Source organism: Prevotella sp. P6B1 (assembly GCF_000702825.1).
Classification (GTDB): Bacteria; Bacteroidota; Bacteroidia; order Bacteroidales; family Bacteroidaceae; genus Prevotella.
The window spans coordinates 236,509-262,221 of record NZ_JNKF01000011.1 but is presented as its reverse complement, the minus strand read 5'-3'; the positions used below and the strand labels follow the sequence as shown (position 1 = coordinate 262,221).

The following is a 25,713-nucleotide window of genomic DNA, read 5'->3' as shown; positions in this document are numbered from 1 at the left end:
TAAACGATTTTTTCTGTACCTTTGCACACAAAAATCGACAATATGAAGAAAAAGCCTACTGAAAAAAATCTCCAGAAGTTCTGGGATGAACATATTGGAGAGCTGGCCTACGACATGGAAGAAGCCTTTCTTGACGTATTCCGCAAAAGAGGTCCAGAATTCGAGAATCCATCATTCCTGATAGGTTCAATCGCTATGGCTTCTGGCCATATTCTGCAGGTATTAGAAAAAGAGTTAAATTATCAATTGGATCTGAAGCCTCATTTTAATGATATTCTTATGAAATCATATAATCATTATCGTCAGTTTCCCTCTGACGAAGGCCAAGACTCTGAATCTAATGTCCCCGATATTGACATCTCTGAATTTAGTTAATCCCAAATTAATCTCAGCCAAATTGTGAGAAACGTTAGAAAAAACGCAATTTTTGCCTTTTTTCCCGTTTTTCAATCAATCAATTAATCAATTTGCATTTTTATTTTGTATATTTGCATCCGATTTTTAAGAACACCGTACTAGCAAACTCTAATAAAAATGGCAAATACTAAACACTCGGTGGCTCGTGAGATCATCATTAGCCGCCTACTCCACGAGGACTGTGGACACTCTCTTTATGAGCTACTTGACGAAGTAAACAACGCTCTTAGATTCGAAGGATTCAGAGAAGTTACTGTCAATACTATCCGCAACGACATTGAGAACTTTAAATATCTCTACAAACAAGACCTCGTTAAAGAGCGTCGAGGACGTTGCGACTACTATCGTTTTAAGGATCCTGATGCGACCCTATACAATAATGTATTGACATTCGAAGAAATTCAGCATCTTCATGCAGCATTAATGGCTATTCGTTTCTGCGACCCTCTTCAGGGAACAATGACTTTTAAGCATCTTTCCAGGCGACTATCACATATGCTGGAGCTTGACCCTGCAAGCGACCCGATAGTACTCTACAACAATCTTCCTTCGAAGTCAGATTGCAACAGATTTAGGACCATCTACCGCTACATCCGTGAGAAGACTCCCGCCTGTATCACTTACTTCCCGGAGAACGACATGCCCCAGAGAGAATCTATCATACACCCCTACTACATCTTAAATGACGAAGCAAAATATTTTCTTCTCGGCCATAACTCTGACGAAAACACCCCAGCAAAAATTCCATTTTCAAATATCACCCGAATGTATGCAGTCAGGGACATGCCCTATATTCCAAACAAAGACTTTCCTCTCCAAGACTTCTACACGAAGCATTTCTCGAGAAAACAATAGTATCCTATTCCCCGTTATGAAAAAAAACGGGGAATTTTCTTTTTATTCTTTGGTTCATTCATTTTTTTCATTATCTTTGCAGCAGAAATTACAGTCAAACATAAATGAATAAGTCTGGTATGGTAAACCATTTTTCTGCACTGATAAATCACAGTAGCATGTTCCACAAGGTCAACACATCTTGCGGTCGCCCATTTGTTGCCATGATATTCGGCATTCTGTTTCTAAGCTTTGTCAGCTGCGGACAGGAAGAGCAGGTCAGCCTCATGCCACAATACTATCATGAGAGCCAAGGTCTTATTAATACCGACGTTGACAGTATCAACCGCTTCTGTGACAAGTTCCAGGACTATTTAAAGAAAAGCCCTGAATCTACATCAGACCAGCTATACAGTCCAACTGTCAAGAACCTTCACGATGCCTACAAAGAATTCGGCATCGAACTTCTTTCTTTCGGGATCAACGTCTGCGTCACCATAGACTATCGCTGGGAAGGTGACACCACGATTTACTTTTAGTCAAGGATTATGAGACGTATATTTAATCGAACTATCGACCTTTATTGGACTCTTTTCAGCAAAGAGTACCGCCGTTTGGACAAGGTTGCCGCAAACATCGCCGCCCGTCACGGCTTAACAAAAGCCTACAAAATGGCCCGCCGTTTCGGTTTAAACCCTATCGAAGCTTTAGAAGACAACGACCTCTATGACTCCACCGCCCGCCAAGAGCTATTCCCAAATATCTAAATAATACAAATTCACTTGTGGCATTTAACCAATGCCACTTTCATATAATTACCTTAATCCTCGCCGCTCGTGAGAGTAGCGAGGGTTTTATTCATTTTCCAAAATCAACTTTTCATAATAATTCTTGGTATTTCCGATTAATTCCACTATCTTTGTACCCAAATAGTAAATAAAGAAGTATGCCCGTAGATAAACAAGTACTGCTAAGATATCAAGTCCTGAATAAATGTTTCAGAAACAGATATCGAGAATACACTATCGACGACCTTGTTGATGAGTGTAATAATGCATTGCGCAGAGCAGATAAGCCTGATGTATCAAAGCGTACTGTACAAAATGATATTAATCAGTTAGAGGTTGACTATCACATTGTTCTTGATGAAAATCTTCGCCAAGGTCGAAAACGATTATACCGATACGTTGACACAAACTATACATTGCCGATTTATCGTATGAATGACGAAGAAAGAAACAAGATTGAAGGTGCCATCTACGTATTGAAGCAATTTGGAGGTGAGCCAATTTACGATTGGGCCAGTACTATACTAATGCAAATTGAAGGAGGCTTATTTGATGGAGAATCTTCGCCAGTTGTTTCCTTCCAAACCAATCTAGATTTGAAAGGCCTTACTCATTTTAATAAGCTACTACAGGCCATACTTAATAGGCGTGTCCTTAAATTACGTTACACTCCATATGGTAAATCTCAAATAACTACCACGATATATCCATATCATCTTAAGGAATATAACGACCGCTGGTATCTTATAGCGCAGGCTAAGGGATATAATTCATTCGCTCATTATGCCTTAGACAGAATTGACGACTTTGAAGAAGTTGCTATTAATTACAAAGAGGCAGAGGTAGAATTTGATGATTATTTTGACGATGTTATTGGTGTTACGGTTCCTGAAGAGGAATCTGAGGATATCATGCTTAGAATTTCCAAGCCTAGGTTTGAATATATTCGAACTAAGCCATTGCATCTTTCACAGCGTATCATTGAAGATAATGCTGAATTTGCAATTATCAGTATTAATGTGAAGATTAATAAGGAGCTTGAGGCTTTACTTCTTTCATATGGAAATGATATAGAAGTATTATCTCCCGTAAGATTCAGGGAGCAAATAAAAAACAAGATCCTATTAATGAATCAAAAATATATGAGCGATGCAGAAAACCTGCAAAGCAAATAATTACTTTTGCAGAAAAATTAAAGAATATGAGCAACATCAGTAAAATAGAGTCTATACGTCTACGGAGTCATTTCAAAAGTGAATCAAGTGATTTTACTCCATGGCTTGCTGAAAATTTAGAATATGTTTCGGAAGCTATTCATTTAAAGCTGATAAATCCTTCGACTGAACAAACTTCGGAGAATTTCCGTGTTGATATTCAAGCTGAGTTAGAAGATGGTTCTGGCGTTGTAATTGAAAACCAATTTGGCGACTCTAACCACGATCATCTAGGTAAAATAATCACTTACCGAACTGCTTTTGATGCAAAAGTGGCTATATGGATAGTTGAACATGCTAAACAAGAACACGTGGATGCAGTCAATTGGCTTAATGAAACTGACAACGGATGTGATTTCTACCTTTTGGAATTACAGCTCATTAAAATTGGCGACTCACCGTTAGGCCCATTATTTACAATAAAATCGGCACCATCAAAAGAAACTCGTGAAAAAGGTGAGCTTAAAAGACAAGAGTCGCGTCGCCACGAAATGCGCTTTAAGTTCTGGTCTGAGCTTCTGAAGGTATTCAAAGCAGATAAATCTTTGTCTGCATTCAAGAATTCATCTGCCACAAAAGATAGTTTTATATCAAGTGGCACTGGAATCGGCGGAATTCAATGGACCTTGTGGGTAACAAAGGATTTCGTAAGATGCGAGCTTCGTATTGATAAAGGTAAAGGTGCAGAAGAAGAAAACCTCGAAATCCTTCACAAACTTATGAAAGACAAGGATCAAATTGAAGCTGCATATGGTCCTGGTCTTAATTGGGAAGAGCTGGAAGGTTATCGTACGACATCTATTCGTACCGAATTCCCAGGAGGATATAATAATCCGGAAGAAGAGTGGCCATCAATCATATCAGCTGATTTAGAAATGACTAAACGATTTATTAGTTCCTTAAAGGATCCAGTATCAAAATTAAAGTAAATAAGTCAGTAAATAGTAAGTTTTTCTAAACAATGAAGAAAACCTGCATTCTTTAAGAGTAATTTTGCAGTCGAAAACAAATATAACAATAGAAATATGAATTATATTCCAACTATAGGTTTTACAAATTTCCGTCGTTTCGCTAACTTTCCAAGCATAGAGCTTCGAGATATAACGGTTTTAGTAGGTGGAAACAATTCTGGAAAGTCAACAATAGTAAAGGCTTTACTCCTTTGCGTTGATAATCTCCGTCTGATGCGTATGAGTGATAGAAGACGGACAGAGGGGAATTCTATTCTTTCTTTCTCGAAGCCTTTATTTCGTTTTGACGCAAGCGAATTGCATGACGTAAAAATTAAAGAGTTTGCCCGTGCGATACATAATAAGCCTGTAATGGACAATGATTCGTTGTCTGTGGCTAAAACTGCGAAGATGTCTCTTCCGTCCTCGATGAAGTTTGAGTTCATCTTAAGTCCTTTCAAGTTTACATTTGTCGTGTCAGGCAATAGAGACGAGCGATCAACATATGGAGATGTTGACAGAATTTTGATTGAAGATTTAGAATCTCATGTTCGATATACAAATGATTATAGTGGCAACTATATGAGCTATGAGATTTTGAATGCAGATGCTGACGAAGAGCTTTCTCTTACAAAAAAACTTGTAAATGATTTTAAAGATGCCCAGACTCGTCTTCAGAAAGCGAATGATGAAGGTGACTTGGAAACTATTACTGAAGTCACTTCAAAATTGGACAAAATCAAAATCCAAATAAGCTCTATGCTAAATCTGGATGAAGATAAGGAATACGAATTTACTGAAAAGGAGTTAGAAACTGAACTATTTAATCATCTTTTGAAGGGCCGCAATCCATATAAGGCAATTTATGACGAACTGCCGTTGTCAATTTCATATAATGAAGTAAATGAGCCGGTCGTACTCAATGTCATATCAAACATTATAAATTTTGCGACTTCTAAGGGTATTGCCCCCAAGGACAATGGTAATCCCAGCGATTATGCAATCGAAATGGAAGAATTCTCTCTTATGGAAGGATACCGTAAAGCCATTAGACAAGATATAGATGTACTGAATCAGTCTAAGAGAAAATTAAGCAACTTACTTAATACACTAAGCGTTGAGTATATTTCTGCTCATGCTGCAAACCAAAACTCAATTTATAATACCAGCGATTTAAACGATTATATCGCTCAAACTGTCCATGGTTTTTGGCGAGAAAGAATAGCTCCAGGTGACGTCGAGTATGAGTTCGTTCGTGAGTGGATGCAGAAATTTGAGATCGGAATTGATTTCAAAATAGACGCCTTAGTACCAGGAGAAGCATATACTGTGTCTATTACAGAGGAAAGTGGTAGTGTCGTTCCTCTTGCAGACAAAGGTATGGGCTCTATACAGATGATGATTCTCCTTCTTAGAATTGCATCTATACTTTATAAGAACAAACAAAAAGACAAAAATGGTCAATTTGATTGGATAACTTCAATAATTGTCATTGAGGAGCCTGAACAAAACTTGCATCCTAAAATGCAAAGCTATCTTGCTGAACTCTTCCATTATCTTGCAAAATGGAAGGACATCAGAATGTTAATAGAAACTCACTCTGAGTACCTAATAAGAAAGTCGCAAGTAATAGTTGCAGAAGAAAAGTTTGAAGATGATGAAGATTTGAGAAGCAGCAATCTCTTCAAGGTCTATTACCTTCCTAGTGACGATTCTGTTCCATATGAAATGAAATATCGAACAGATGGAAAGTTCTCTAATGAATTTGGCTCAGGTTTCTTTGACGAGGCCAATAATCTCTTGTTTGACATTCTATGAAATTGTATATAGATAAAAGTAATTTGATATCTTTGGTTAATTCAAAGAATTCACCAGAGTTCATGGATTGTGCTGATCTCATTCGTCGGCACTTTGATGTCAAGTATAACTTTCCAAAGAATGACGTAAAGACGGAAGAACATCTAATGGCATGGTTCTCTAAATATGGTCAAGGAGTTGGAGGGAATGCACTATATTTCTCAAATGATGACGGGGATAAATTTCCACCCAGACCCGTGAAATCAAATTTCTACAACAATGGCACAAGTGATTTGCTAACTTCAGTATATCTCCTTGATGATGAACACATCTGTGATGTTATTAGTTCAAAGTCATGTATTTTAATAGGCAAAAAAGGGGAGGAATTAAAAGTCTTAACTGGTCTCATAATGGATAATACAGAGATTCCAGCAGTTAAGATTACATCATGGGGGGATTACCTACCTAAATTGCCTTTAACTGATATAATCATCAGTGACAATCATTATTTCAAATCTCAGGAGGCATATAAAAAAAACGACAATGACTTGATTCGTTTTTTGTCTAACATTCCCAAAGATTCTCCTGTTAATGTCATTATTATAACAAAAGAAGGAGAAATTGATAAAAATCTGAATTTGGAAGAAGAACAGAGAAAAATAAAGGAGATTGTTAAAAAGGCTTCTGGTAGTACAAAATCTTCTGTTACGATTGTTACTACGTACAAAAGCCATGATAGAAGTTTAATAACAAACTACTACCGTATAAAACACGGTAGCTGTTTCCATCTTAAATCGAACGGGTTAAAAAGTGACGTTACTACAGAAATAAAGTCTCATGGAAAAAAGCAAAATGAAGAAATGTCAAAGTATCTTTTGAGTATATATCAGGAGATTGCTTCAAGTCCCGTTAGGTGTTATGGAGATAAAAAATCGAATTTTTTAAATTTTTAATTAACTGTGAAGATAACTTGCATAGAAAGACAGTATCTTTGCACCAGAAATAGAAACAAAGTAAAATATGGCACAATATAGCAACATACATCGCCCTGATGTGGGATTCGTTTGGAACATCACAGACGTTGTTCTTCGAGATACTTTTAAGAAAAGTGAGATTGGTGAAGTAATTCTACCATTCGTCGTTCTCCGTCGCATGGACTGTATTCTCGAACCATATAATAAGAATGTTCGTGAACAATATGAGAAGTTCAAGGATAAAATCGCATTGGATAAATTGGATCCACTACTTCGCAAGACTGCTGGAGATTTGAAGTTTTATAACACCTCCAAGCATACATTATTATCTTTGCTTGACGATGCAAAGAATATTTCGGTTAATTTCACCAACTATATGGCTGGGTTTAATTCGGAAGTTCGCACTATATTCGAATGTTTCCAATTTGACAAGGTTGTTGCTCGTCTCAACCGTAATGCCTTGCTGTACAAGATGATTTCTGAAATTACTGACCTGGATTTCTCCATGGATGCGTATGACAATCATGATATGGGTTATGTTTTTGAAGAGCTTATTCGCATTGCTAATGACCAGAGTAATGAGCAGGCTGGTGAACACTTTACCCCACGTGATGTGATTCGTTTGATGTCAGCTATACTTTTCACTCCTGATGTAGAGGAATTGCATCAGCCAGGAATTATACGTTCAATATATGATCCAACATGCGGAACAGGAGGTATGGTGAACGTAGGTAAGCGTTATATCTTAGAAGAAATCTGTGGCGACATGGAGCAGAAGCCTGTTATCACTACTTTTGGCCAAGAGCTGAACGAACAGTCGTATGCTATCGCAAAGAGTGAAGCGTTAGTTTCTGGTGAGAATGCTGACAACATAAAATTAGGAAATTCATTCACACAGGACCGTTTCTCAACAAGTCGCTTTAATTATATTATGGCCAATCCACCGTATGGTGTAACATGGAAAAAGGATCAGGACTTTATTATTGAGGAAAGTCAGAATCCCGATGGTCGATTCTATGCTGGTACGCCACGTACCAGTGACGGACAGTTGCTGTTTATTCAACATATGCTATCAAAAATGAGAAATGAAGGTAGTCGAGTAGGTGTTGTTACCAATGGTTCTCCTTTGTTCTCTGGTGGTGCTGGTTCCGGTGAAAGTAATATCCGTAAATGGATTATTGAAAACGACTGGTTGGAGTGTATTATTGCACTGCCTAAAGAGCTCTTCTATAATACAGGAATCGCTACTTATCTATGGTTCTTCACAAATAAGAAATCATCTCAGAGAAAAGGTAAGATTCAGCTTATCAATGCGGTTGACTTCTGTAAGCCAAGTACAAAGAGTCTTGGCAATAAGAGATATGATATTCTCGAAGAACATGTAAAAAAGATCCTGAAGCTTTACCTTGACTTTGAGGATAATGAATTCTCTAAAGTCTTTGATAACAAAGACTTTGGACAGTATGAGCTAACAATTGAGCAGCCACTTCGTGACGAAAATAACGAGCTGGTACTAAAGAAAGGTAAGAAGCAAGCAGATAGCAACAAGCGTGACACTGAAAAAGTCGCTTTGGATGCCGACTGGAAGAAATATTTCCAGGATGAAGTCCTGCCACATATCGACCCTGAATCATGGGTTGAAGTAAGCAAGACTCGTAAACTTTACGAAATTAACTTCACAAAGTATTTCTATAAAGTTGCAGAGCAGGAATCGTCATCGGAAATAGCAGCCCGCATAAAAGAGCGAGAAGCCAAGGTCTCTGAATTAATAAAATCTATTTTTGAGTATTGAATACATGAAACTATACGAAAAATATAAAGATAGTGAAATCCAATGGATTGATAAAATCCCCAGTCATTGGAAGGTTATATCATTCAAAAGGCTTTTTTCTTTTGGACGTGGTTTGGCAATAACTAAATCCGACCTCGTAGAAGAAGGAACGCCTGTAATAAGTTATGGTCAGATACATTCTAAATCAAATACTGGAACAAAAGTAGATAAGAATTTACTTAGGTACGTTCCTATATCATTCACAGAGAATAATGAGTCCTCTAAAGTACATAAGGGAGATTTTATTTTTGCTGACACATCTGAAGATTTAGAAGGTTGTGGTAACTGTGTTTATATAGATACCCAATCACAGTTGTATGCGGGCTATCATTCTATTATTGCTCGTAGCCTTCATAATGATGATAATAAGTACCTTGCCTATCTATTCAAGACACCATGCTGGAGAAGTCAAATCAGATCTTCTGTCAATGGAGTTAAAGTGTTTAGCATTACGCAAAATACATTAGCCGAATCCACATTAATTCTCCCGTCATCTGAAGAGCAGCAAATCATTGCATCTTACCTTGATTATAAGGTGAGTAAAATAGATAGATTAATTGCAGAAAAAGAGCATATGCTTGAAGATTTGAAGTTATATCATTCTTCAATAATTAGTGAAGCGGTAACTAAAGGGATAGACAATATCTCACATATGAAGGAAACAGGTAATTCCCTCTTTCCTATTATTCCATCTAACTGGAGTCTGGAGAAGCTTAAATACACAGGTAATTTCGATAATGGTCTTACTTATTCTCCAGAAGAAGTTTCCGAAGAAGGTATTTTAGTTTTGAGATCTTCAAATATTCAAAATGGAACACTTTCATTCGACGATTGTGTCTATGTTAAAGAAATACCAAGTTCCTTAAAAGTTGAACATGGAGACATTATAATTTGTTCTAGAAATGGAAGTGCACATTTAGTTGGAAAATGTGCATACATTGATGAGATAAATAATGCGACTTTTGGTGCTTTTATGATGAGGTATAGACCAACAATCTTTGGCAAATTTGCATTTTACGCATTTCAGCACTCATCTTCATTATACAAAGGGCTTTATAGTACATCGACAATTAATCAATTAACAAAGAATGTTATCGATCAAATGTACATAGCCGTTCCACCTTTAGATGTGCAAAAATCAATTGCACATTTCATTGACGAGATAACACTCAAAATTAACAAATCAATCATGGTTTTACATAATCAGATTGAAGATTTAAAATCTTATAAAACCTGTATTATCACAGAAGCCGTTACAGGCAAAGTTGATTTGCGAGATTGGAATAGCAAAAAAGTTAAATTATAAGCAAGAATTATTATGGAAGGATTTTCTAACGAAGGAGTTTTTCAGAATTATATAATTCGTTATCTTACATCACAGCCAATAGTAGATGCGAATGGTATGGCAACTTCTGACATGGAGTACCATGAGATTCCTGCATCCGAGTATAACAAGCCGGAGAACAAGGACAACTGTATTCTTGTTTCCGAACTTATTGCATTTCTTAAAGATACTCAGCCAGCCCAGTATCAGAAGATGTTAGATGTTGCTGAAGGTGATGAGTCAATGGTAATACGGAGTATTGTCTCTAGGGTGAACTCTGAAATGAATTCCAAGTTGCGTCCTGCTACTGCAGCTCATCTTGCTAATAGTTTAGACCTTCCACAAGGTACATTATCTCTGCTCCGTATGGAGGAGTTTAATGCAGGAATGACTGGAAAGTTTAAACTGCTATATACTAAGCCTGCCAATAACAAGACTCCTGAGCACGATGTGAATTATCGTAAGAATCGTCTTGCTATCGTAAAGGAGTTACGATATTCAAAGAACAATACGAATGAGATAGATTTGGTGATATTTGTGAATGGTTTCCCTGTTATCACAATTGAACTAAAGAATGCACTAACAGGACAGAATCACCATAACGCCATCAAGCAATATATGACGGAGCGCCAGGTCAAGAATGAGAAGTTCTTTGACTTTAAGCGTGTCTTGGTGCACTTTGCTATGGGAACAGAGCAAGTATTTATGACTACTCGCTTAGATGGCGCTAATACTCGTTTCTTCCCATTCAATTTAGAATATGCAAACATTGGCGTAAAACCCATGGATAATTCTGGCTACCGAACATCATATATGTGGTATGATGTGCTGCGTAGAGATAATTTACTTGATCTTTTGCAGAATTTCTTAACACTTCAGGTAGACAAGGAAAAAGTATATAATCCAAAGAAGCGACAATTGGAAGATGAAGTGTCTGAATCTCTTATATTCCCACGTTTCCATCAGCGTCGTGCAGTACATAAGCTTCTTTCAGACGTTACTGATCGAGGCGCAGGACATTGTTATCTTATTCAGCATTCTGCAGGTTCTGGTAAGTCTAACACTATTACGTGGTTGGGGTTTCGTCTCTCCAACCTTTTCCAGCATCCTGACGATGAGCGAGCTTTATTCGATAGTATCATAGTTGTTACTGACCGCCGAGTTTTGAATGATCAGTTACAAGCTAACTTTAAGCAATTCTCAACAGTTCCAGGAGAAATATATAGTGTAGGACAGAAGAAAGATGCTGAAGGACATAACAGCACAGATTTAAAAGAGGCTATCGAGAAGAAGAAGAGAATTATCATAACTACAATACAGATGTTTCCAGAGATAGCGAATACTATTCGCACATTTTCTGATAGAAAGTACGCTGTTATTATAGATGAAGCACATTCTTCTCAGTCAGGAGAGGATGCCCGTCAGATGCGAAAGGCCCTTTCGCTTCAAGAAGCTGAAAAGTTTGACGAAGCAGTTCTGGCTGCAGGTGATGAAGAAGAAAAGATTAATGAGGTCATTGACAATTACGTCGCCAATGATATGCAAAGTAAGGGAAAGAAATCTAATGTTTCATTCTTTGCCTTCACTGCTACACCTAAGCCTAAGACTGTTGAGCTGTTCTGTGAACGTCAATATGGTTCAAAAGATCCATTTGATTCCTATACTATGGAGCAGGCAATCAAGGAAGGGTTCATTCTTGATGTCATGCAGTGTTACACCTCATTCAAGCGTTACTATAAGTTAGTACGCGACGAAAAGGTGGAAGATAAAGAATATGATAAAAAGAACGCTGTACGGTTGTTATCAAACTACGTTGATTTACAAGACGCAGCTATTGAACGCAAAGCACGTATTATGATTGAACATTTCGTTAACCAGACTGCTTCCGAAATTAATGGTCAAGCTCGTGCTATGCTTGTTACTCGTTCACGTCTGCACGCAGTACGTTTCAAGCAAAAATTTGATAGTATCATGCAGGAGATGCACCTTCCATATGGTGCTTTAGTAGCATTCTCTGGCACAGTTAAAGATTCTGAAACAGGGCTGGAATATACAGAAGTCTCAATGAATAATTTACCAGGAAAAGTGTCAATTCCTGAAGCATTGAAAATGCCCCAGTACCGTATCCTAATAGTGGCAAACAAGTACCAGACAGGTTTTGATGAGCCACTTCTACAGACTATGTTTGTGGACAAAAAGCTAGGTGGCGCCAATGCTGTTCAGACTTTGTCGCGTCTTAATCGTTGTAAGCGAGGGAAGGAAAAGACCTTTGTTCTTGATTTTGTGAACGAACCAGAAAAGATATTGGAGGATTTCCAGTACTATTACGGAAAGAATAAGATGTCAGAAGAGGATGAGACAGATCCGAACTCTCTCTATGATGTCCAGAGTAAGCTAAATTCCTTCAGTGTTTTCACTATGAAGGATGTAAACCTATTCAACCGCTATTTCCTTAGTAGTAAGATAGAAGAAAACACAAAGGTTAACATGGTGGTAGATGAAGTATGTGACCGCGCAATTAATAATTTACAGCCAGACATGCAGGATAAGTTCCGAAAGACATGCCGACAGTTTTACAATCTCTTCACCTTCCTAAGCCAAATAATTCCATTCCATGATCCCGACTTAGGTAAGCTGGCTCCATTCAGCCTTGCTGTATCAAAGAAGATGCCATATAGAAAAGAGAATCTTCCATACGATGTGCTGAGCGAAAGTAAGCTTCAGAGTTATAAAATACAATATATTGGCACACAAAAGTTGAATCTTGAATCAGGTGATACCCAAATGCAGGGAATGAAGCCTGGCGAATCAGAGCCATCTACTCCTCCTGTATATGATTGGCTATCAAATATTATAAAAACTCTGAATGATACATTTGGCATAGACCTAAGTGAGGAAGACCGTGTCGAACTTACAAGATTACGTCAAAGAATTGATAATAATGAGACTCTCGCTGCATATTTTATCCCTCAAAATGCCCGAGATGACGTAAAGGCCAAATTTGACGAAACTGTCGATGCAGAGCTTCTTGATTTTATTACAAGTAAATACGAATTGTACAATAAGCTTACAGAAGATAGAGCTAATACTCTATTTAAGAATATTTGGTTTAATGAAATGTATGACAGAAGAGTTAGAGGGTTAAAATAATATGGCAACACTTACGGCTAATAAATCCAGGTATGACGAGCTGATGAAGAATCCACTTATTTTTCTTCATCTAAATGACAATTCGCATTATAATAACGAAGGTCAATATGTCGAAGATATTACGTGGAATACCAATGACAAAGACATTTCAGGGAGTTTTTCACGTGATGTCTTTAGTGGCAATAGTCTTGGTTTTGTATTGGCAATTGCCGAACAAATTAGCCCACAAGAATATGACAAGAAAAAAGAAAATGATTTCATCTCTTTTAAAATACATGAAGCAAATGCAGAAGTACTTGATGACTGGAGAATTGTTATAAATAGTTTTATAATTAGATCCAAGGATTCTCAAGATAATTACCCATACCTTCATCTGTTATGGTTCTTAAACTTTAATTGGTGGAATAGTGAATCACTTATAAAAGCATTAAACATATATGACATACGCTCAATTCCGTACATTATTAACAATGCGTTAGTAAATATTGCCCGGTGCCTTTCTGAGCAAAAACAACAGGAGCTTAAAAAAGCTCTAGCTCAATATAATATCAATTATAGCATTTATATTCCAGGCCCTTTAAAAGAAGCTATCAAAAATATTAATCCTAGCCCCAAAAACGAATATGCAATGAATTTGTTTAGCAAGGTGGATTATATATTAGAAGACGAATCTTTCGACAATATAAAAGAAAGAAACATCGACAACAATTCGAAGAACATTTTTCTATGTTTATACCAATGGTTAAATGATAGTGGCGCAATAATAGATTATTCGTCACTGTGTTCTTTAGCTTCTGTCACATCAACTGCAATACAGATGCAGCTGGTAAAGAGATATTTTCATGACATCAGAATGGGGCGTACAGCATTGGATCTCGATTTGATTAAACAATTTAAGGATAATCCATTTTCAGATTTTATTCGATATCGTTATTGTATTGAAACTCCAGAACTTCCAATTGACTTGGCTGTTCCGTTACTTTGTGACTGCATATTAACATTATGCCAAACGAATGGAAATTCTTTCCAATCCTTTGATGGCATTATGGATTTTGCTATTACACGATGTGACGTTACTAAACCAGCAGTTAACTTGGGAATGGAAAAATTTCTTCCTTTATGCGATGGTGGTGCAGTATACAATCCAGATTTTAGAGGTTTTGTTGATTATAGCATAGTTTGTGAACTGGATGAATCCAAATTCACAGAAGATAATTTAAAAGAAACAATCCTTGATTACTTAGATAGGAGGCAACACCTAAGCTACTATGCATGTGGTTACGATGAAGAAAACATTCCCCTTACAGATAGCGAGCTAGCACATTGCTTAAGTAAGCGTAAAGTTAAAGATAAAATTACAGGTAAAGAATACCTCGAGCAAAAGTTCAGTTGTACTAAGATATGCCAGTATAAATACAAATGGATAGTTTGGGACTATGATTATGCTTGGCTAAATACTTTCCTTGTCGAGCCTCTACCGCAAGTGGATGGTCATTCCCAAGTTGAACATAAACAAATTATAATTGATATTAGCCAGACATCTACAGATGTACTTGCAAAATATATACGTTCATTGATTAGCCAATGCGAAAAAATTGACGACAATAAATTTGTCGTTTTATCTAAAGATGTAAGAGCTCTCAATCTGCTTTTACAATATTCAAAGCCTATTTCTTTACGTATCATTCCCAATTCTCAGCCAGTTGTTGGTATGAGATTTGATGTATTTGGAATATTGAAAAATCTACGTAAAGAAAATAACTACACTGGGGCTGCTACAGAACAAATTAAATCAGAATTTAACAGAAGGGAATCTGAAGAGCTGAGAAAAAGGGTTATAGAATCATTAAAACAAGAGTTGAAACAAGAGTTCAACGGCTCGTATTTTGAAATTGAATATGATCGTGAACTCAGAAGGAAAATCCTTGGTCAATATTATTTCAGAGGCTCTATGCATGATAAGCCCACAGACTTGCATCGTGAATTCCTTGTGAGTCAAGACAACAAGAAATTTAAACCGTTTTGTTCTCCCAAAATCGCTGATGCACATAACAGAGCTACCGATTTGCCTTTTTTTTGGTGTAGAGGAACAGAATGTTTTCACAATTGCTTATACGATCAAACGCTCGAAACAGGCGGTAGATGGTGGTCTTATAGTCTATTTCACCTGATAGAAATCATCGGTTATCCTAAGCTACACATGACAGAAGCAGGTTTTGAGCCGGATTCAACTGTTACAGAGTTTATTGCCTGCGCTAATCGAGTCCTTAAAAAATTCAAGCGGCTCAAATGCCGGAATTGCGGACATTTAATGTTCACCGACAGAAGTAGCGGCTATAATCGGTATAATTATTATTCTTGTATCAATCCTACTTGTACCGAGTATATGAACCCTGTGTATTTAAGCTATTGTTTCAAATGCAAAACCGGACTAATTGATTCTCGTGACAGCGTGCAGTGTCCTAATGGTTGGTACATATGTCCTTCTTGTCATTCTTGTTGTGACGATGCTCAGTATGAGCGTCAAGCACAGAGATACATAGTTCAGAATCGTCCTGTACCTCAAAGAATAAAAGATATGCTTGGTAAGGGACATAATGATAAAGGGATTTTCTTCTGTCATACATGTGGAAATGAACTACAATACTTTAAATTGAATAATGAGCAAGTATGGGGTTGTCCTATATGTAAAATTGAATATAAGAAATCTACTTAGTATATGTTAGGAGCAATAATAGGAGATATAGTAGGGAGCCGATGGGAGTTCAACCCCACGAACGACTATAATTTCGAGTGGTTGTCTGAAGGAAACAGTTTCACCGATGACACCATTTGCACCATCGCTGTTGCCGATGCCTTGCTGATGAATCGTGACTTTGGCGAGAGCATCCATGATTGGTGCCGCAGATATCCGAATCCAAAGGGTGGTTACGGAGGTCGCTTTGCCCTATGGGTACATAGCGACACCCCTCAGCCATACAACAGTTTTGGTAATGGCTCGGCAATGCGTGTATCTCCTGTAGCACATTGGTACAAGTACATCGACGAGGTGCTTGATGCCGCTGCAGCCACAGCCCTCCCCTCTCATAATCATGATGAAGGTATAAAAGGGGCTCAGACTGTGGCACTGGCAATCTTCAGAGCTCTGCAATTTGGCGAACAAGCACCATATCACATTGACGAAATTCTTGAAGAGTGTGTCCAGTTCTCTGGCTATGACATCTACATCAATAAAGCCGATGTTATCAATCGGTTCGATGAAACATGCCAGGGTACTGTCCCTATCGCTCTTTGGATAATAGGCATCAGCAACAGCTTTGAAGATGCGGTTCGTAAAGCTGTTAGTCTAGGAGCAGATGCTGACACTTTGGGTGCCATCGTTGGCAGTATTGCGGAAGCGATTTGGGGTATACCTCTTGATATCAGGAAAAGCATAAAGAACTTTCTTCCGGAAGAGATGAATGACATCGTGATTGAATTTTACGAAATGATAAATAGATAGGAAATGGATTATACATACAAATACCCACGTCCCGCTGTTACAGCTGACTGTGCAGTAATGACAAACGAACCTCTCCCAAAGGTGCTACTCATCCAGAGGGGAGCTGAACCATACAAAGGTGCATGGGCATTTCCTGGCGGATTCATGAACATGGATGAAACCACAGAAGAATGCGCCATTCGTGAGCTGGAGGAAGAGACAGGTCTGAAGGTGGCCACCGTTCATCAAATTGGAGCATACTCTAAGGTTGACCGTGACCCAAGAGGACGAACAATTACAGTAGCTTACCTCGCCATTATAGACTCACCAGAGGAAGTCAAAGGACAAGACGACGCAGCAAATGCAGCTTGGTTCGATCTTACTGACCTTCCTCATCTAGCATTCGACCACTACGACATCATCAAGGATGCAGCAGCGGTCTATGCTCGTTACGTAAAAATCCCAGAATAGCTATGGCTGATAATAATCTTCCTGCAGTACAGTATTACACCCCAGTTGAACTTGTGGGCATCTATCGTTCATTCCTGGAGCGAGGCAAATCGAACGGCGTGGTGTGGCTTCGTGGCATTTACATTCAGAAGCCAAACCAAAACGCTCAGTGGGCAGCATTCTACGATGAGTTGCGCGACGTAGATTCAAACGTCACCATTACGCTGAAGATTAATCGTCAGGATCGTTCCCGCCTTAAATCCAATAGTCTGGTTCAAGTCGGAGGTCTAATCGAGTTAAACCCTTTCCAAAACGGTACTATCCAGATAGTAGTCAACGTCACTCGTTTCGAGATAGTAAAAGACCAGTTCGTTACAGAACAGGACTTAAAACGGTCAGAGATTCGTATAGCCAAAACCAAACGAGGCTTTAAGAATGTAGATGCTGTTCTGGAGGATAAACTTTTCAAAGACGAGCGCCCACGTGTAGCCCTTGTATTTGCTACTACTTCAATTACCATGGCTGACTTCAACGCTGGTGTAAACGCCGCCGCTGTGAAGATCGATTTCAAAGAAGAGCGTCAATCCTTTGGAAACGCAACCACACTTTCCACTTTCCTACAGTCTCTTGACTCACAGCAATACGACGTCATCGCCCTAATTCGTGGTGGCGGTTCCGGCATTGAGTCATTGGATGAGATAGCTGTTCTGCAGACTGTGGCCAACATGTCCACCCCTATTATTTGTGCTATTGGTCATGTCGGCGAAGAGCTTTTCATGAAGTCCATCGCAGACAAAGTAGCACCAACGCCAAACGGTCTCGGTCAATACTTCTCTGAGATGGTTGAACGTGTCACAGCCAAGCGAAACAACTCACGTGCCGCCCTCATCGAGGAAGTCAAGAAGCAGTTCATCAAACAAATCGACGAGTCGAACAAGAAAAACAAGGAATTACTTGCTCAAGTTGAAAAAATGACAAAACAGGCCCAGGAGCAGACAAAGGCTAATCAAGAAGCCCAAAAGAAGCAGATGGAGGAAAATACCAAAAATCTGCAGAAAGTTCAAGAAGAGAATAAGAAAAATCTCGAAGCTCAACAGAAAAAAAACGACGAGGCACTGGCTAAATTCCAGGCTCAGTCAAAAACACAGCTGGCAGCAGCCACCAAACAAAATGAAGAACTGCAGAAGAAGCTTGTAGAATTCAATGGTAGTCTTAAAAAAATGCAGGAGACTAATGGCGAACTTAATAAATCCCTTCAAAAGTTGACGGCTCAGAACGCCCAGTCAAACAAAGACCTTAATGATGCAAAGGATAAAGCCCGCCAGCTAGAGAAACAGCTGGAAGAAGCACTAAGTAGAAACAAAGGATGTTCATCAGGTTGCCTTGGTATGGTGACAGCAATTATAGCAATTGCAACAGCTGCGTGTTGGACTATTTTATTTATTATCTGACATCTAAAATTTGAAAGATATGATAAACAAGTATTGGGATCCACAGTATGAAGAGCTTATAAGAAGAGTTCGTACGTGGAATGATTTAGAAAAAGGATGCTATGACATAAATAAACCAAAAGCTTATACAGATTTAGCATGGTATGACTTATCTGAGACGCAAATAGAGTCTATGATTGAAAAAACACAAGCTGACTTCAAGAAATATTTCTATTGTCCCACGTGCGGAAGGAAATTTCTTATTACTGATGCTATTGTCAAAAGTAAGACAAATAATTTCTCAATCAAACTTGATAATGCGACTATGCCAGGCTGGATGAACATACAAGCATCGTCGGAATCTATTTCTATAAGAGTTTGTCCTAAATGTGCAAGACATTTAGATGCACTATCCAGTATAAATTTAATAAAAGCATTTGATGGTAATGCTATAGTTCTTAACAATAGAAAAACAAAGACTAGCAAAGGTAATACAGGATGTTTGGGTTTTATAGCTGCGATTTTTGCAGTCGCTACTGCTGCCTGTTGGATTATATGTTTAATAAAATAATTTGTGATAGATAGAAAACCTTATTACTACTAGAAAAAAAGTATAAGCCCCTTCAGTTTTCGATTTAGTGCTTCGGGCTTTCGGGGGCTTCTGGAATAGATACATTCTCTCTATTCTTTATTAGTTTTCGTCTTCAAAGAACTTTCCCTTCGGCATAGGTGCCGCTTCAGCCACGCAGCAGTTGTAGCGTTCACGACTCCTGCGTTCACGGGCGAACATCTCCTTGGTACCTTTCTCATCCTGAGTAAACTCCATGTGTTCCTCGATGGCAAACGCATGGGCCATCTCCTCCACATCAAGATTGTCGGTACCAATCAGCGTAAAGGTCCAATTCTGCTTCTTCAGCTTCTCGATAAGGTTACGCACCATCTTCAGTGTCCATTCCTGTGAACAGTTCTCATAGCCATCTGTTATAATAGTCACAAGAACATGGTCACCTCCTTCCACTTGTGCGTTTACCTTAGAGACGCCTTTTCCGATAGCATCGTAAAGCGGCGTAGCAGCGCAAGGGCTGTAAGCTTTCCACTTCAATTCCTTGGTTTTATCCGCCAGCGTATTATCATAGTGCAGCTTGGTATGATCGCTGTCAAAGGTAATCAGCGTAACATACTGAATCTGGTTAGGATACTTCTTCTGCATCATGCGAACAGTCTGCAGAGTTTCGTTCATGCCTGTGAAGGCCTGCTTGCGGATACACTCCATAGACCCACTTTCGTCTACAATAATCAAGTTGTGAACTCTTGTTGGAATTAAATCTGTCATAATCGTAATGTTTTAAAGGATTTATACTACTGTTTCGACATGTCTTTATCACTTTAAAGAAGTTTTTCAGAAAAAATTAAGTAGTATCACGTTTTTTTTGTATATTCGCCCCATAAAACAATAATATGACCTGTAGACGACTATCTGACAAGGAGATTCTTAGGGGCTTCCGCCAAGGTGACTCTGACATTATCCGTGATTATTTCTATGGATATTGTCAGATAGGCTATTACATTTTCGACCAGCGGTATCAGCTTCATGAGAAAGAAAACCTGGACTTCCTTTCACTCGCTCATCAGTATGCTATATTCCTGATGGAGCATGATTGGAAGCCACTGGAGGATCATTCCCCGAATGTTTCTCTAAAGACCTGGCTTATCAATGGTTTCCGTTTCATAGTCCTCGATGCGCTGAAATGGTACCGCAAGGAATACGGCAGCATTACCTTTGAGGACTATCTCCAGTCATTCGATGTCACGAGTAATCTCCGTTTGCAGTTTAATCATATGGTTGAAGATGTCTGCGACCATGTTCCTATGGGACGTCAGGAGCGTCTTATTATAGATATGATACTCCTGCAGGGCTTCAAATCAAAGGATGTTGCCGCCCAAATGGGAATGACTCCCGCAGCCATATCACAGAAATACAAGAAAATCAAGGAAGACATCATCGTGCCGTATTTCCGCAAGAACTTTGATATGGACCTCGATATGCCTGAAATTATGCCAGACTTCGGCATTGTTGGCGAGCCTGTGATGGAAGAAGCAGCACCTTGTGCCGTTCCTATGGATTTCATGGAAAGAAGAACTATGGAAGAAAAGCGTACTACTCCGGAGCGCATCACCTCGCTCCAGCCAAACGAGATTTTCGTCTTCGGCTCAAACCTTCGCGGTATGCATGGCGGAGGTGCAGCCTATGTTGCATATCGCCACTTCGGTGCCATCATGGGGCAAGGTGTCGGTCTGCAGGGACAAAGCTATGCCATTCCCACTATGCAAGGTGGCATAGAAACCATCCGTCCCTACGTCGACGAGTTCATCGAGTTCGCCAAGCAGCACCAGAACTTGACGTTCCTCGTCACCCGCATCGGCTGCGGCATTGCAGGTTTCACCGACGAAGAAATTTCTCCCCTCTTCGGAGCTGCGCACGAAGTAAAGAACATCGTTTTACCAACAAAATGGTAATTATATGAATAACATAATCAAAATAATATGAAAAGAATTACTTTAATACTATGCATTGTATTCATATCTTTTGCAGCATTTGCCAAAGATCTGAAAAAAGACATAACGATGGTTTCTTATGAGCAATCGTGGTTGGATAACGAGGGGACTCTTGCATTAAAGAACAACACTAACGAAGAAATACGTAATATCGTTTTCTTAATTAAGTACCTGGATATGTCTGGAAACGAATTGGATTATGAAGAATTCTCAAACAAAATCAGCATTGCACCTGGTATGACCAAAAAGGTTAATATACCAGCCTATGAACATGAAAGGTATTACCATTATTACAAGACAAAAGATGAATTCGGTCATACAGCCTTTAAGATTGAATTTACCTTAAAAGGCTACAATCTTCCAGAGGAAGAGATAACGGAATCTGAAGACAGTTTTAGTCCTTATAGCGACTATAAGTCACGCAATGCCCAAAGAGATTCTGATGACAATTTCGGAGCGTATTTCTTAATCGGGCTCTTCATTCTCATTATTGTCATTGGCATAAGCGTTGGATTATATGTCGTAGTTGCTTTGATGGCTCAAAAGAGACACAGGAATGTGGTTCTATGGGTCTTACTAAGCATTTTGGCGACTCCGCTTCTCATGATTATCATTCTGCTGTTCATCGGAGATGATGAATCAAGGATTGATAATCAGAACTGGAGACAGGATATCTGAGTCGTGAGACTCTGCTTTTTGCTATAGGCGTGTGCATCGCTGACTTATTCATTGGACTCTGTCTTGAATTTCCTGCGAGGCTTCTTGGACGCCGAATAATAAGCAAATGCAATATTTACCCAAATTTTATTCTGAGACGGCGAGCCGTGAGGTCCGCCGTTCTTTTTGTTCCCTGTCAGCATCTTCAATCAGCCGATGCATAGGCTATGCAGGTTCTCTCGTACGCCTTCAGTTCTTAAAATCTGTTAGATGCCACACTCCGTTGTTCATCTCATACTTGTCTGGCTTCACACCGTCCATTCATCTTTACTTCCAATTCTTATGCAATATGTACCATCTTTGATGATTGATGACATAGTGTTTTAACTTTGGACATCGATGTCGTATCTGCCCCTAAAAGGTAAAAGCCCCCCACTCTCCTGCCCGTGTCCATGTAAATTGGAAAGTCCGCTCCATACCTCAAAATCAAACAGATGTTTCCATCCACATACAAACATTGACATCCCAGATATTGCCAGAACAAGGTGTGGTCATTGATGGCGCTTACTATACCCGCCGCTGGTGAATGTTTGGCGAATCCGTGTCATTATCATTTTCCATGTATGTTGGACTTCTCATGTAAGCTTCCTGTGAGGTCCTTTCTGATTTTTCCTTTGCAAATTTAGCGCAAGCACGTGCACTGCAAGTACTGGTACCCGATTTCTGTAGAAAATTTCAGCAGCCTTCCGCATTTTCTTACTTCACGCCCAAAGAGGCTATAACAAAATGTGGTTTTCCCAAATTTTCCTTGAAATTCCTTGCATTAAAGCCCTTACCGCTTGCTGGCTCTTTTATGCACGTAAAAATTACAAAAGCTCCTCGGAGCTATCATTTTCAAGAAGTCAAACATTTAAAAATAAGAATTATGACACAGAATGTACAAACATCGGTTTTCACCCACAGCAGGTTATTTAGCAAGCGCTATTATCCAGGCAATATCTACAATGTAGTTGTCAATTGTGAGGATGGTGAGTTCTATGAATATGAGGTAGAAGCGGACACATTCGCTAAAGCCACAGAAATAGCAGAGCAGATGGCCAATGATCTCATGGCAGATATTACTTACATCGAAGTTTACAAAGCATAAATTAAAGTTTCATCAAAGATAAGTCTAACAATTTAAAATATAAGAATTATGGAAGCAAAAGTTATTATCGTTACAGAAGTGAAGTCTAACAAGAGTGAGAACAATGTATGGATGGTGGCCATCACAGGTGAAGAACAAGGTCAGGCATACTGCAAGAGTCCCTACAAGGCCATGCGTTTCGCTTTTATGTTGAAGAAGCAGACAGGATTCCGTATCGAAGATGCATCCCTCAAAGCTCTCTCAGAAGAAATAGCTAAAGAAAAAGCAGCATCCGCAGAAGCTGCAGCCGAGGCAGAGAAGCCTGCAGAGCAGGAAGTTCAGCCAGAGGAAAAGCCAAAGAAGCAGCGTAAGCCTCGCAAAAAGGCAGAGCCAAAAGTGGTTCAGATGGCTCCTGAAGCCCAGCAAGAATTAATAGCATTCCTTTAAGGAGTGCTATTTTTTCTTTTTTTTGCTTTATTGTACAGAAAAGGTTGTACCTTTGCACGAAAAATACAAAGATATGAAGTATATTCAGCCACAACAAGATATTCCTGAAGAAATATGGATGAAGCGGTTAATAGAATCGTATCGCCATAATCAAGAAAAGCTTGAAAAAATAACAGCATATGCCAAAGCATTAGAAGAAGAAAACCTACACCTGAAACTCATAAAAAACATTACAGAAGATTATCAACGTCTAAAGAATTATGCCAAAGGTCTGGAAGAAGAAAATGCCCTGCAACATAAAATGATGGAAAAGTTGGGCGCTCATGGGCCACGTGTCTTCAAAGAAAACAAAGAGCTTCGTAAGATGCTGCGTATGTCTAAGTCTATTCCTGAAGCACTTATTCGTACAAAACCTTTACGTGGCAGAATTTCTCTTTTATGTCGATATATTGATGACCTAAGAGACACACTTGCTGCTAATGATATTGAAGTGCCAGAGCCTTGCTGGCCATATCATCCGTTAAGAGGTATTGATCTCGATGCTCTCGAAGAAAAATGGATCCAAAGATACCTTGATTACTGCAAGAATCCGGAGGATAAATAAGCCCGAATTAAAAAGCCACCGATCATGGTGGCTTTTTCTATAATATCAGAAAAGGCTCGCTTCACAGCGAACCTTTTCGTCATTACTTAAAAAACTAAATTAATCAACCATAAACCTTAACCATGGTGCAAAGATATATTATTCTTTCAGAATTGATGTTTATTTTGCGTTGAATTATGTTGAATCTACATTATTTAGCGCAAATTAAACGTTTTTGCACAAAATTTCCACATCTGCTACGCATTTTGTCTTTTCCCCGCCCACCGCCCATATGTATCTTTGTCACAAAAAAGATATGGCAACAAATCTAAATACGAAATTTTCCACTCCTAGCCTCTCCGCCGATCTACCAGATGAAGTAGAGATTCTGACAATCCATGCTCAAGTCACGGCTACAATCACCATAGATGGCGAAGAAATATTCTCGTCAGTCTATTATATGTATGGACTGAAGATTTATATACGTGACATCCGATCAATTGTCGAGGCAGCTATGCTCAAAAGAGGACTGGCTATAACTAAATTTGTCTTAACTGTCAAAGACATGGAAAACTACACCTATACCTCAGGTGAAATCACAGTCATCTATAGTCAGTTAAAATCTATAACTGGTTCAGAAAGTTTCCTTTTGGAATCCTTCCTTACCACACGCAAAAGTGCCCTACTCTCCCGTTCCTGCCCCTTTTCCTTGCACAATTACGCCAAGCCGTATCTACTGGAATCAGCCTACTGCGACATTTATTTTACCATGTCATCAGCACCTGATCAGATAAGGAAACACACGCATACTTTTGGAAGCAAGCAATCTGATACACCTACCATTAAATCTGCAGATGCAAGCTACTCACAATTCCAGTACCTGTTATCTTTGGCAAATATTCGCGACGGCATCATCCATCGGGTGCTATATCATATCGGTTCTCGAGAGTTCAATATCTATTTCACTCCTGACATACCATCAGACACGTTCCAGTTCTTGAATGCCTTCAACCTGAAGGACACCCTCTGTATCTTTGCCGCTACAACTTCAAAGACGGAGATTGAACGCTCTGAAGCTGTATATGGCAGAAGACCAGTATATTACGACGAATCAATACAAGTGAAGCACGAAGTAGAGACTGCCCCGCTTACCATTTCCGAAGCGCGTCATCTCACCGATTTTCTGACTTCACGCGAAATCACCCGTCAGGTTTCTGACGAAGTATTCTCACCAGTATTGATTACGGATGTTACACCTGAATACTCAGATAATAATTCCAATCCAATACGTATCAAATTCACCTGGGCTTATGCCGACAAAACTGAATTCCTAACATGAATAGTATCCATATTTCTACAGCTCGACTTATCCTGAACCGACCCGAACCTGTTGACATCACCATTTGGACGTCTAAGGGCGAGATCCAGGAGTGGAACCGTTGCGTGTGCATCAAATACGACCATTACAAAGGTATTCGTAAATTCAAGCTTCTGGACTCCAACCAGATTCGTCAGACGCGCGAATGTTGCATCTTCCAGCTCAACGGCATGGAAGTATTCCTTTGATGCTTTTTTCCTGATTCTTTTGCAAATCAGAAAAATATTCCGTATCTTTGCACCCGGATAGATGTGGTGCAATAGCACTCTCTTGTCCTACTGCCTTGCATACGTGCATCTGCAGCATTCTTTTTGGAAACATGAAGC

At 39.1% G+C, this 25,713-nt stretch carries 24 protein-coding genes; 23 read left to right on the top strand and 1 reads right to left on the bottom strand.

Annotated elements, in window-relative coordinates:
• The first annotated feature begins 42 nt into the window (after positions 1-42).
• From T495_RS0105140 to T495_RS0105065, 16 genes are all read left to right on the top strand, one after another.
• On the top strand, positions 43-375 hold the full coding sequence (locus tag T495_RS0105140; protein ID WP_033147854.1) for a hypothetical protein: 333 nt from the start codon (positions 43-45) through the stop codon (positions 373-375).
• 159 nt (positions 376-534) lie between these two features.
• The gene (locus tag T495_RS0105135) at positions 535-1,272 is read left to right on the top strand and encodes a hypothetical protein (RefSeq protein WP_033147853.1); all 738 of its coding nucleotides are present in this window, start codon (positions 535-537) and stop codon (positions 1,270-1,272) included.
• A gap of 104 nt (positions 1,273-1,376) precedes the next feature.
• Positions 1,377-1,790: a hypothetical protein gene (locus T495_RS0105130; RefSeq protein WP_033147852.1), complete on the top strand. Its 414-nt coding sequence runs from the start codon at positions 1,377-1,379 to the stop codon at positions 1,788-1,790.
• Positions 1,791-1,799: 9 nt separating this feature from the next.
• Positions 1,800-2,018 carry a hypothetical protein gene (locus T495_RS0105125; RefSeq protein WP_033147851.1) on the top strand — a complete coding sequence of 73 codons (219 nt, stop codon included), beginning with the start codon at positions 1,800-1,802 and terminating at the stop codon, positions 2,016-2,018.
• A gap of 179 nt (positions 2,019-2,197) precedes the next feature.
• Complete coding sequence (locus T495_RS0105120) at positions 2,198-3,214, top strand: YafY family protein (RefSeq protein WP_033147850.1); 1,017 nt, start codon at positions 2,198-2,200, stop codon at positions 3,212-3,214.
• 26 nt (positions 3,215-3,240) lie between these two features.
• On the top strand, positions 3,241-4,182 hold the full coding sequence (locus T495_RS0105115) for a DUF4268 domain-containing protein (RefSeq protein ID WP_033147849.1): 942 nt from the start codon (positions 3,241-3,243) through the stop codon (positions 4,180-4,182).
• Positions 4,183-4,278: 96 nt separating this feature from the next.
• A complete protein-coding gene (locus T495_RS0105110; protein ID WP_033147848.1) occupies positions 4,279-6,021 on the top strand; it encodes an AAA family ATPase in 1,743 nt (580 codons plus the stop codon).
• Positions 6,018-6,953 carry a hypothetical protein gene (locus T495_RS0105105; protein WP_033147847.1) on the top strand — a complete coding sequence of 312 codons (936 nt, stop codon included), beginning with the start codon at positions 6,018-6,020 and terminating at the stop codon, positions 6,951-6,953. The genes T495_RS0105110 and T495_RS0105105 overlap by 4 nt, the downstream gene beginning before the upstream one ends.
• 67 nt (positions 6,954-7,020) lie before the next feature.
• Positions 7,021-8,766 (top strand): class I SAM-dependent DNA methyltransferase, encoded by a 1,746-nt coding sequence (locus T495_RS0105100; protein WP_033147846.1) that lies wholly within the window; start codon positions 7,021-7,023, stop codon positions 8,764-8,766.
• 4 nt (positions 8,767-8,770) lie between these two features.
• On the top strand, positions 8,771-10,111 hold the full coding sequence (locus tag T495_RS0105095; protein WP_051651863.1) for a restriction endonuclease subunit S: 1,341 nt from the start codon (positions 8,771-8,773) through the stop codon (positions 10,109-10,111).
• 12 nt (positions 10,112-10,123) lie between these two features.
• Complete coding sequence (locus tag T495_RS0105090) at positions 10,124-13,279, top strand: type I restriction endonuclease subunit R (protein ID WP_033147844.1); 3,156 nt, start codon at positions 10,124-10,126, stop codon at positions 13,277-13,279.
• 1 nt (position 13,280) lies between these two features.
• On the top strand, positions 13,281-15,995 hold the full coding sequence (locus T495_RS0105085; RefSeq protein ID WP_033147843.1) for a hypothetical protein: 2,715 nt from the start codon (positions 13,281-13,283) through the stop codon (positions 15,993-15,995).
• A 3-nt stretch (positions 15,996-15,998) separates the two neighbouring features.
• Positions 15,999-16,781 carry an ADP-ribosylglycohydrolase family protein gene (locus T495_RS0105080; protein ID WP_033147842.1) on the top strand — a complete coding sequence of 261 codons (783 nt, stop codon included), beginning with the start codon at positions 15,999-16,001 and terminating at the stop codon, positions 16,779-16,781.
• 3 nt (positions 16,782-16,784) lie between these two features.
• On the top strand, positions 16,785-17,231 hold the full coding sequence (locus T495_RS0105075) for an NUDIX hydrolase (protein WP_033147841.1): 447 nt from the start codon (positions 16,785-16,787) through the stop codon (positions 17,229-17,231).
• A 2-nt stretch (positions 17,232-17,233) separates the two neighbouring features.
• On the top strand, positions 17,234-18,661 hold the full coding sequence (locus tag T495_RS0105070) for an exodeoxyribonuclease VII large subunit (protein WP_033147840.1): 1,428 nt from the start codon (positions 17,234-17,236) through the stop codon (positions 18,659-18,661).
• Between the two features lie 19 nt (positions 18,662-18,680).
• Positions 18,681-19,211, top strand: coding sequence for a hypothetical protein (locus T495_RS0105065; RefSeq protein ID WP_033147839.1), 531 nt, complete (start codon positions 18,681-18,683; stop codon positions 19,209-19,211).
• Positions 19,212-19,331: 120 nt separating this feature from the next.
• Here T495_RS0105065 and T495_RS0105060 read toward each other — a convergent pair whose 3' ends face one another.
• Positions 19,332-19,973, bottom strand: coding sequence for a vWA domain-containing protein (locus tag T495_RS0105060; protein WP_081832024.1), 642 nt, complete (start codon positions 19,971-19,973; stop codon positions 19,332-19,334).
• A gap of 809 nt (positions 19,974-20,782) precedes the next feature.
• Between T495_RS0105060 and T495_RS0105055 the strand changes: the two genes are divergently transcribed.
• From T495_RS0105055 to T495_RS0105025, 7 genes are all read left to right on the top strand, one after another.
• Positions 20,783-21,157 (top strand): hypothetical protein, encoded by a 375-nt coding sequence (locus tag T495_RS0105055; RefSeq protein ID WP_033148071.1) that lies wholly within the window; start codon positions 20,783-20,785, stop codon positions 21,155-21,157.
• A 27-nt stretch (positions 21,158-21,184) separates the two neighbouring features.
• Positions 21,185-21,874, top strand: a complete 690-nt coding sequence (locus T495_RS16135; protein WP_051651862.1) for a hypothetical protein — start codon at positions 21,185-21,187, stop codon at positions 21,872-21,874.
• 904 nt (positions 21,875-22,778) lie between these two features.
• Entirely contained in the window at positions 22,779-23,000 is a 222-nt protein-coding gene (locus T495_RS0105045; RefSeq protein WP_033147837.1) for a hypothetical protein, read from the top strand.
• Between the two features lie 48 nt (positions 23,001-23,048).
• The gene (locus T495_RS0105040; RefSeq protein WP_033147836.1) at positions 23,049-23,426 is read left to right on the top strand and encodes a hypothetical protein; all 378 of its coding nucleotides are present in this window, start codon (positions 23,049-23,051) and stop codon (positions 23,424-23,426) included.
• Between the two features lie 73 nt (positions 23,427-23,499).
• Positions 23,500-24,030, top strand: coding sequence for a hypothetical protein (locus T495_RS0105035; RefSeq protein WP_033147835.1), 531 nt, complete (start codon positions 23,500-23,502; stop codon positions 24,028-24,030).
• Between the two features lie 868 nt (positions 24,031-24,898).
• Entirely contained in the window at positions 24,899-25,348 is a 450-nt protein-coding gene (locus T495_RS15815) for a hypothetical protein (RefSeq protein WP_155993454.1), read from the top strand.
• Positions 25,345-25,575, top strand: coding sequence for a hypothetical protein (locus T495_RS0105025; protein ID WP_033147833.1), 231 nt, complete (start codon positions 25,345-25,347; stop codon positions 25,573-25,575). The genes T495_RS15815 and T495_RS0105025 overlap by 4 nt, the downstream gene beginning before the upstream one ends.
• Positions 25,576-25,713 lie beyond the last annotated feature (138 nt).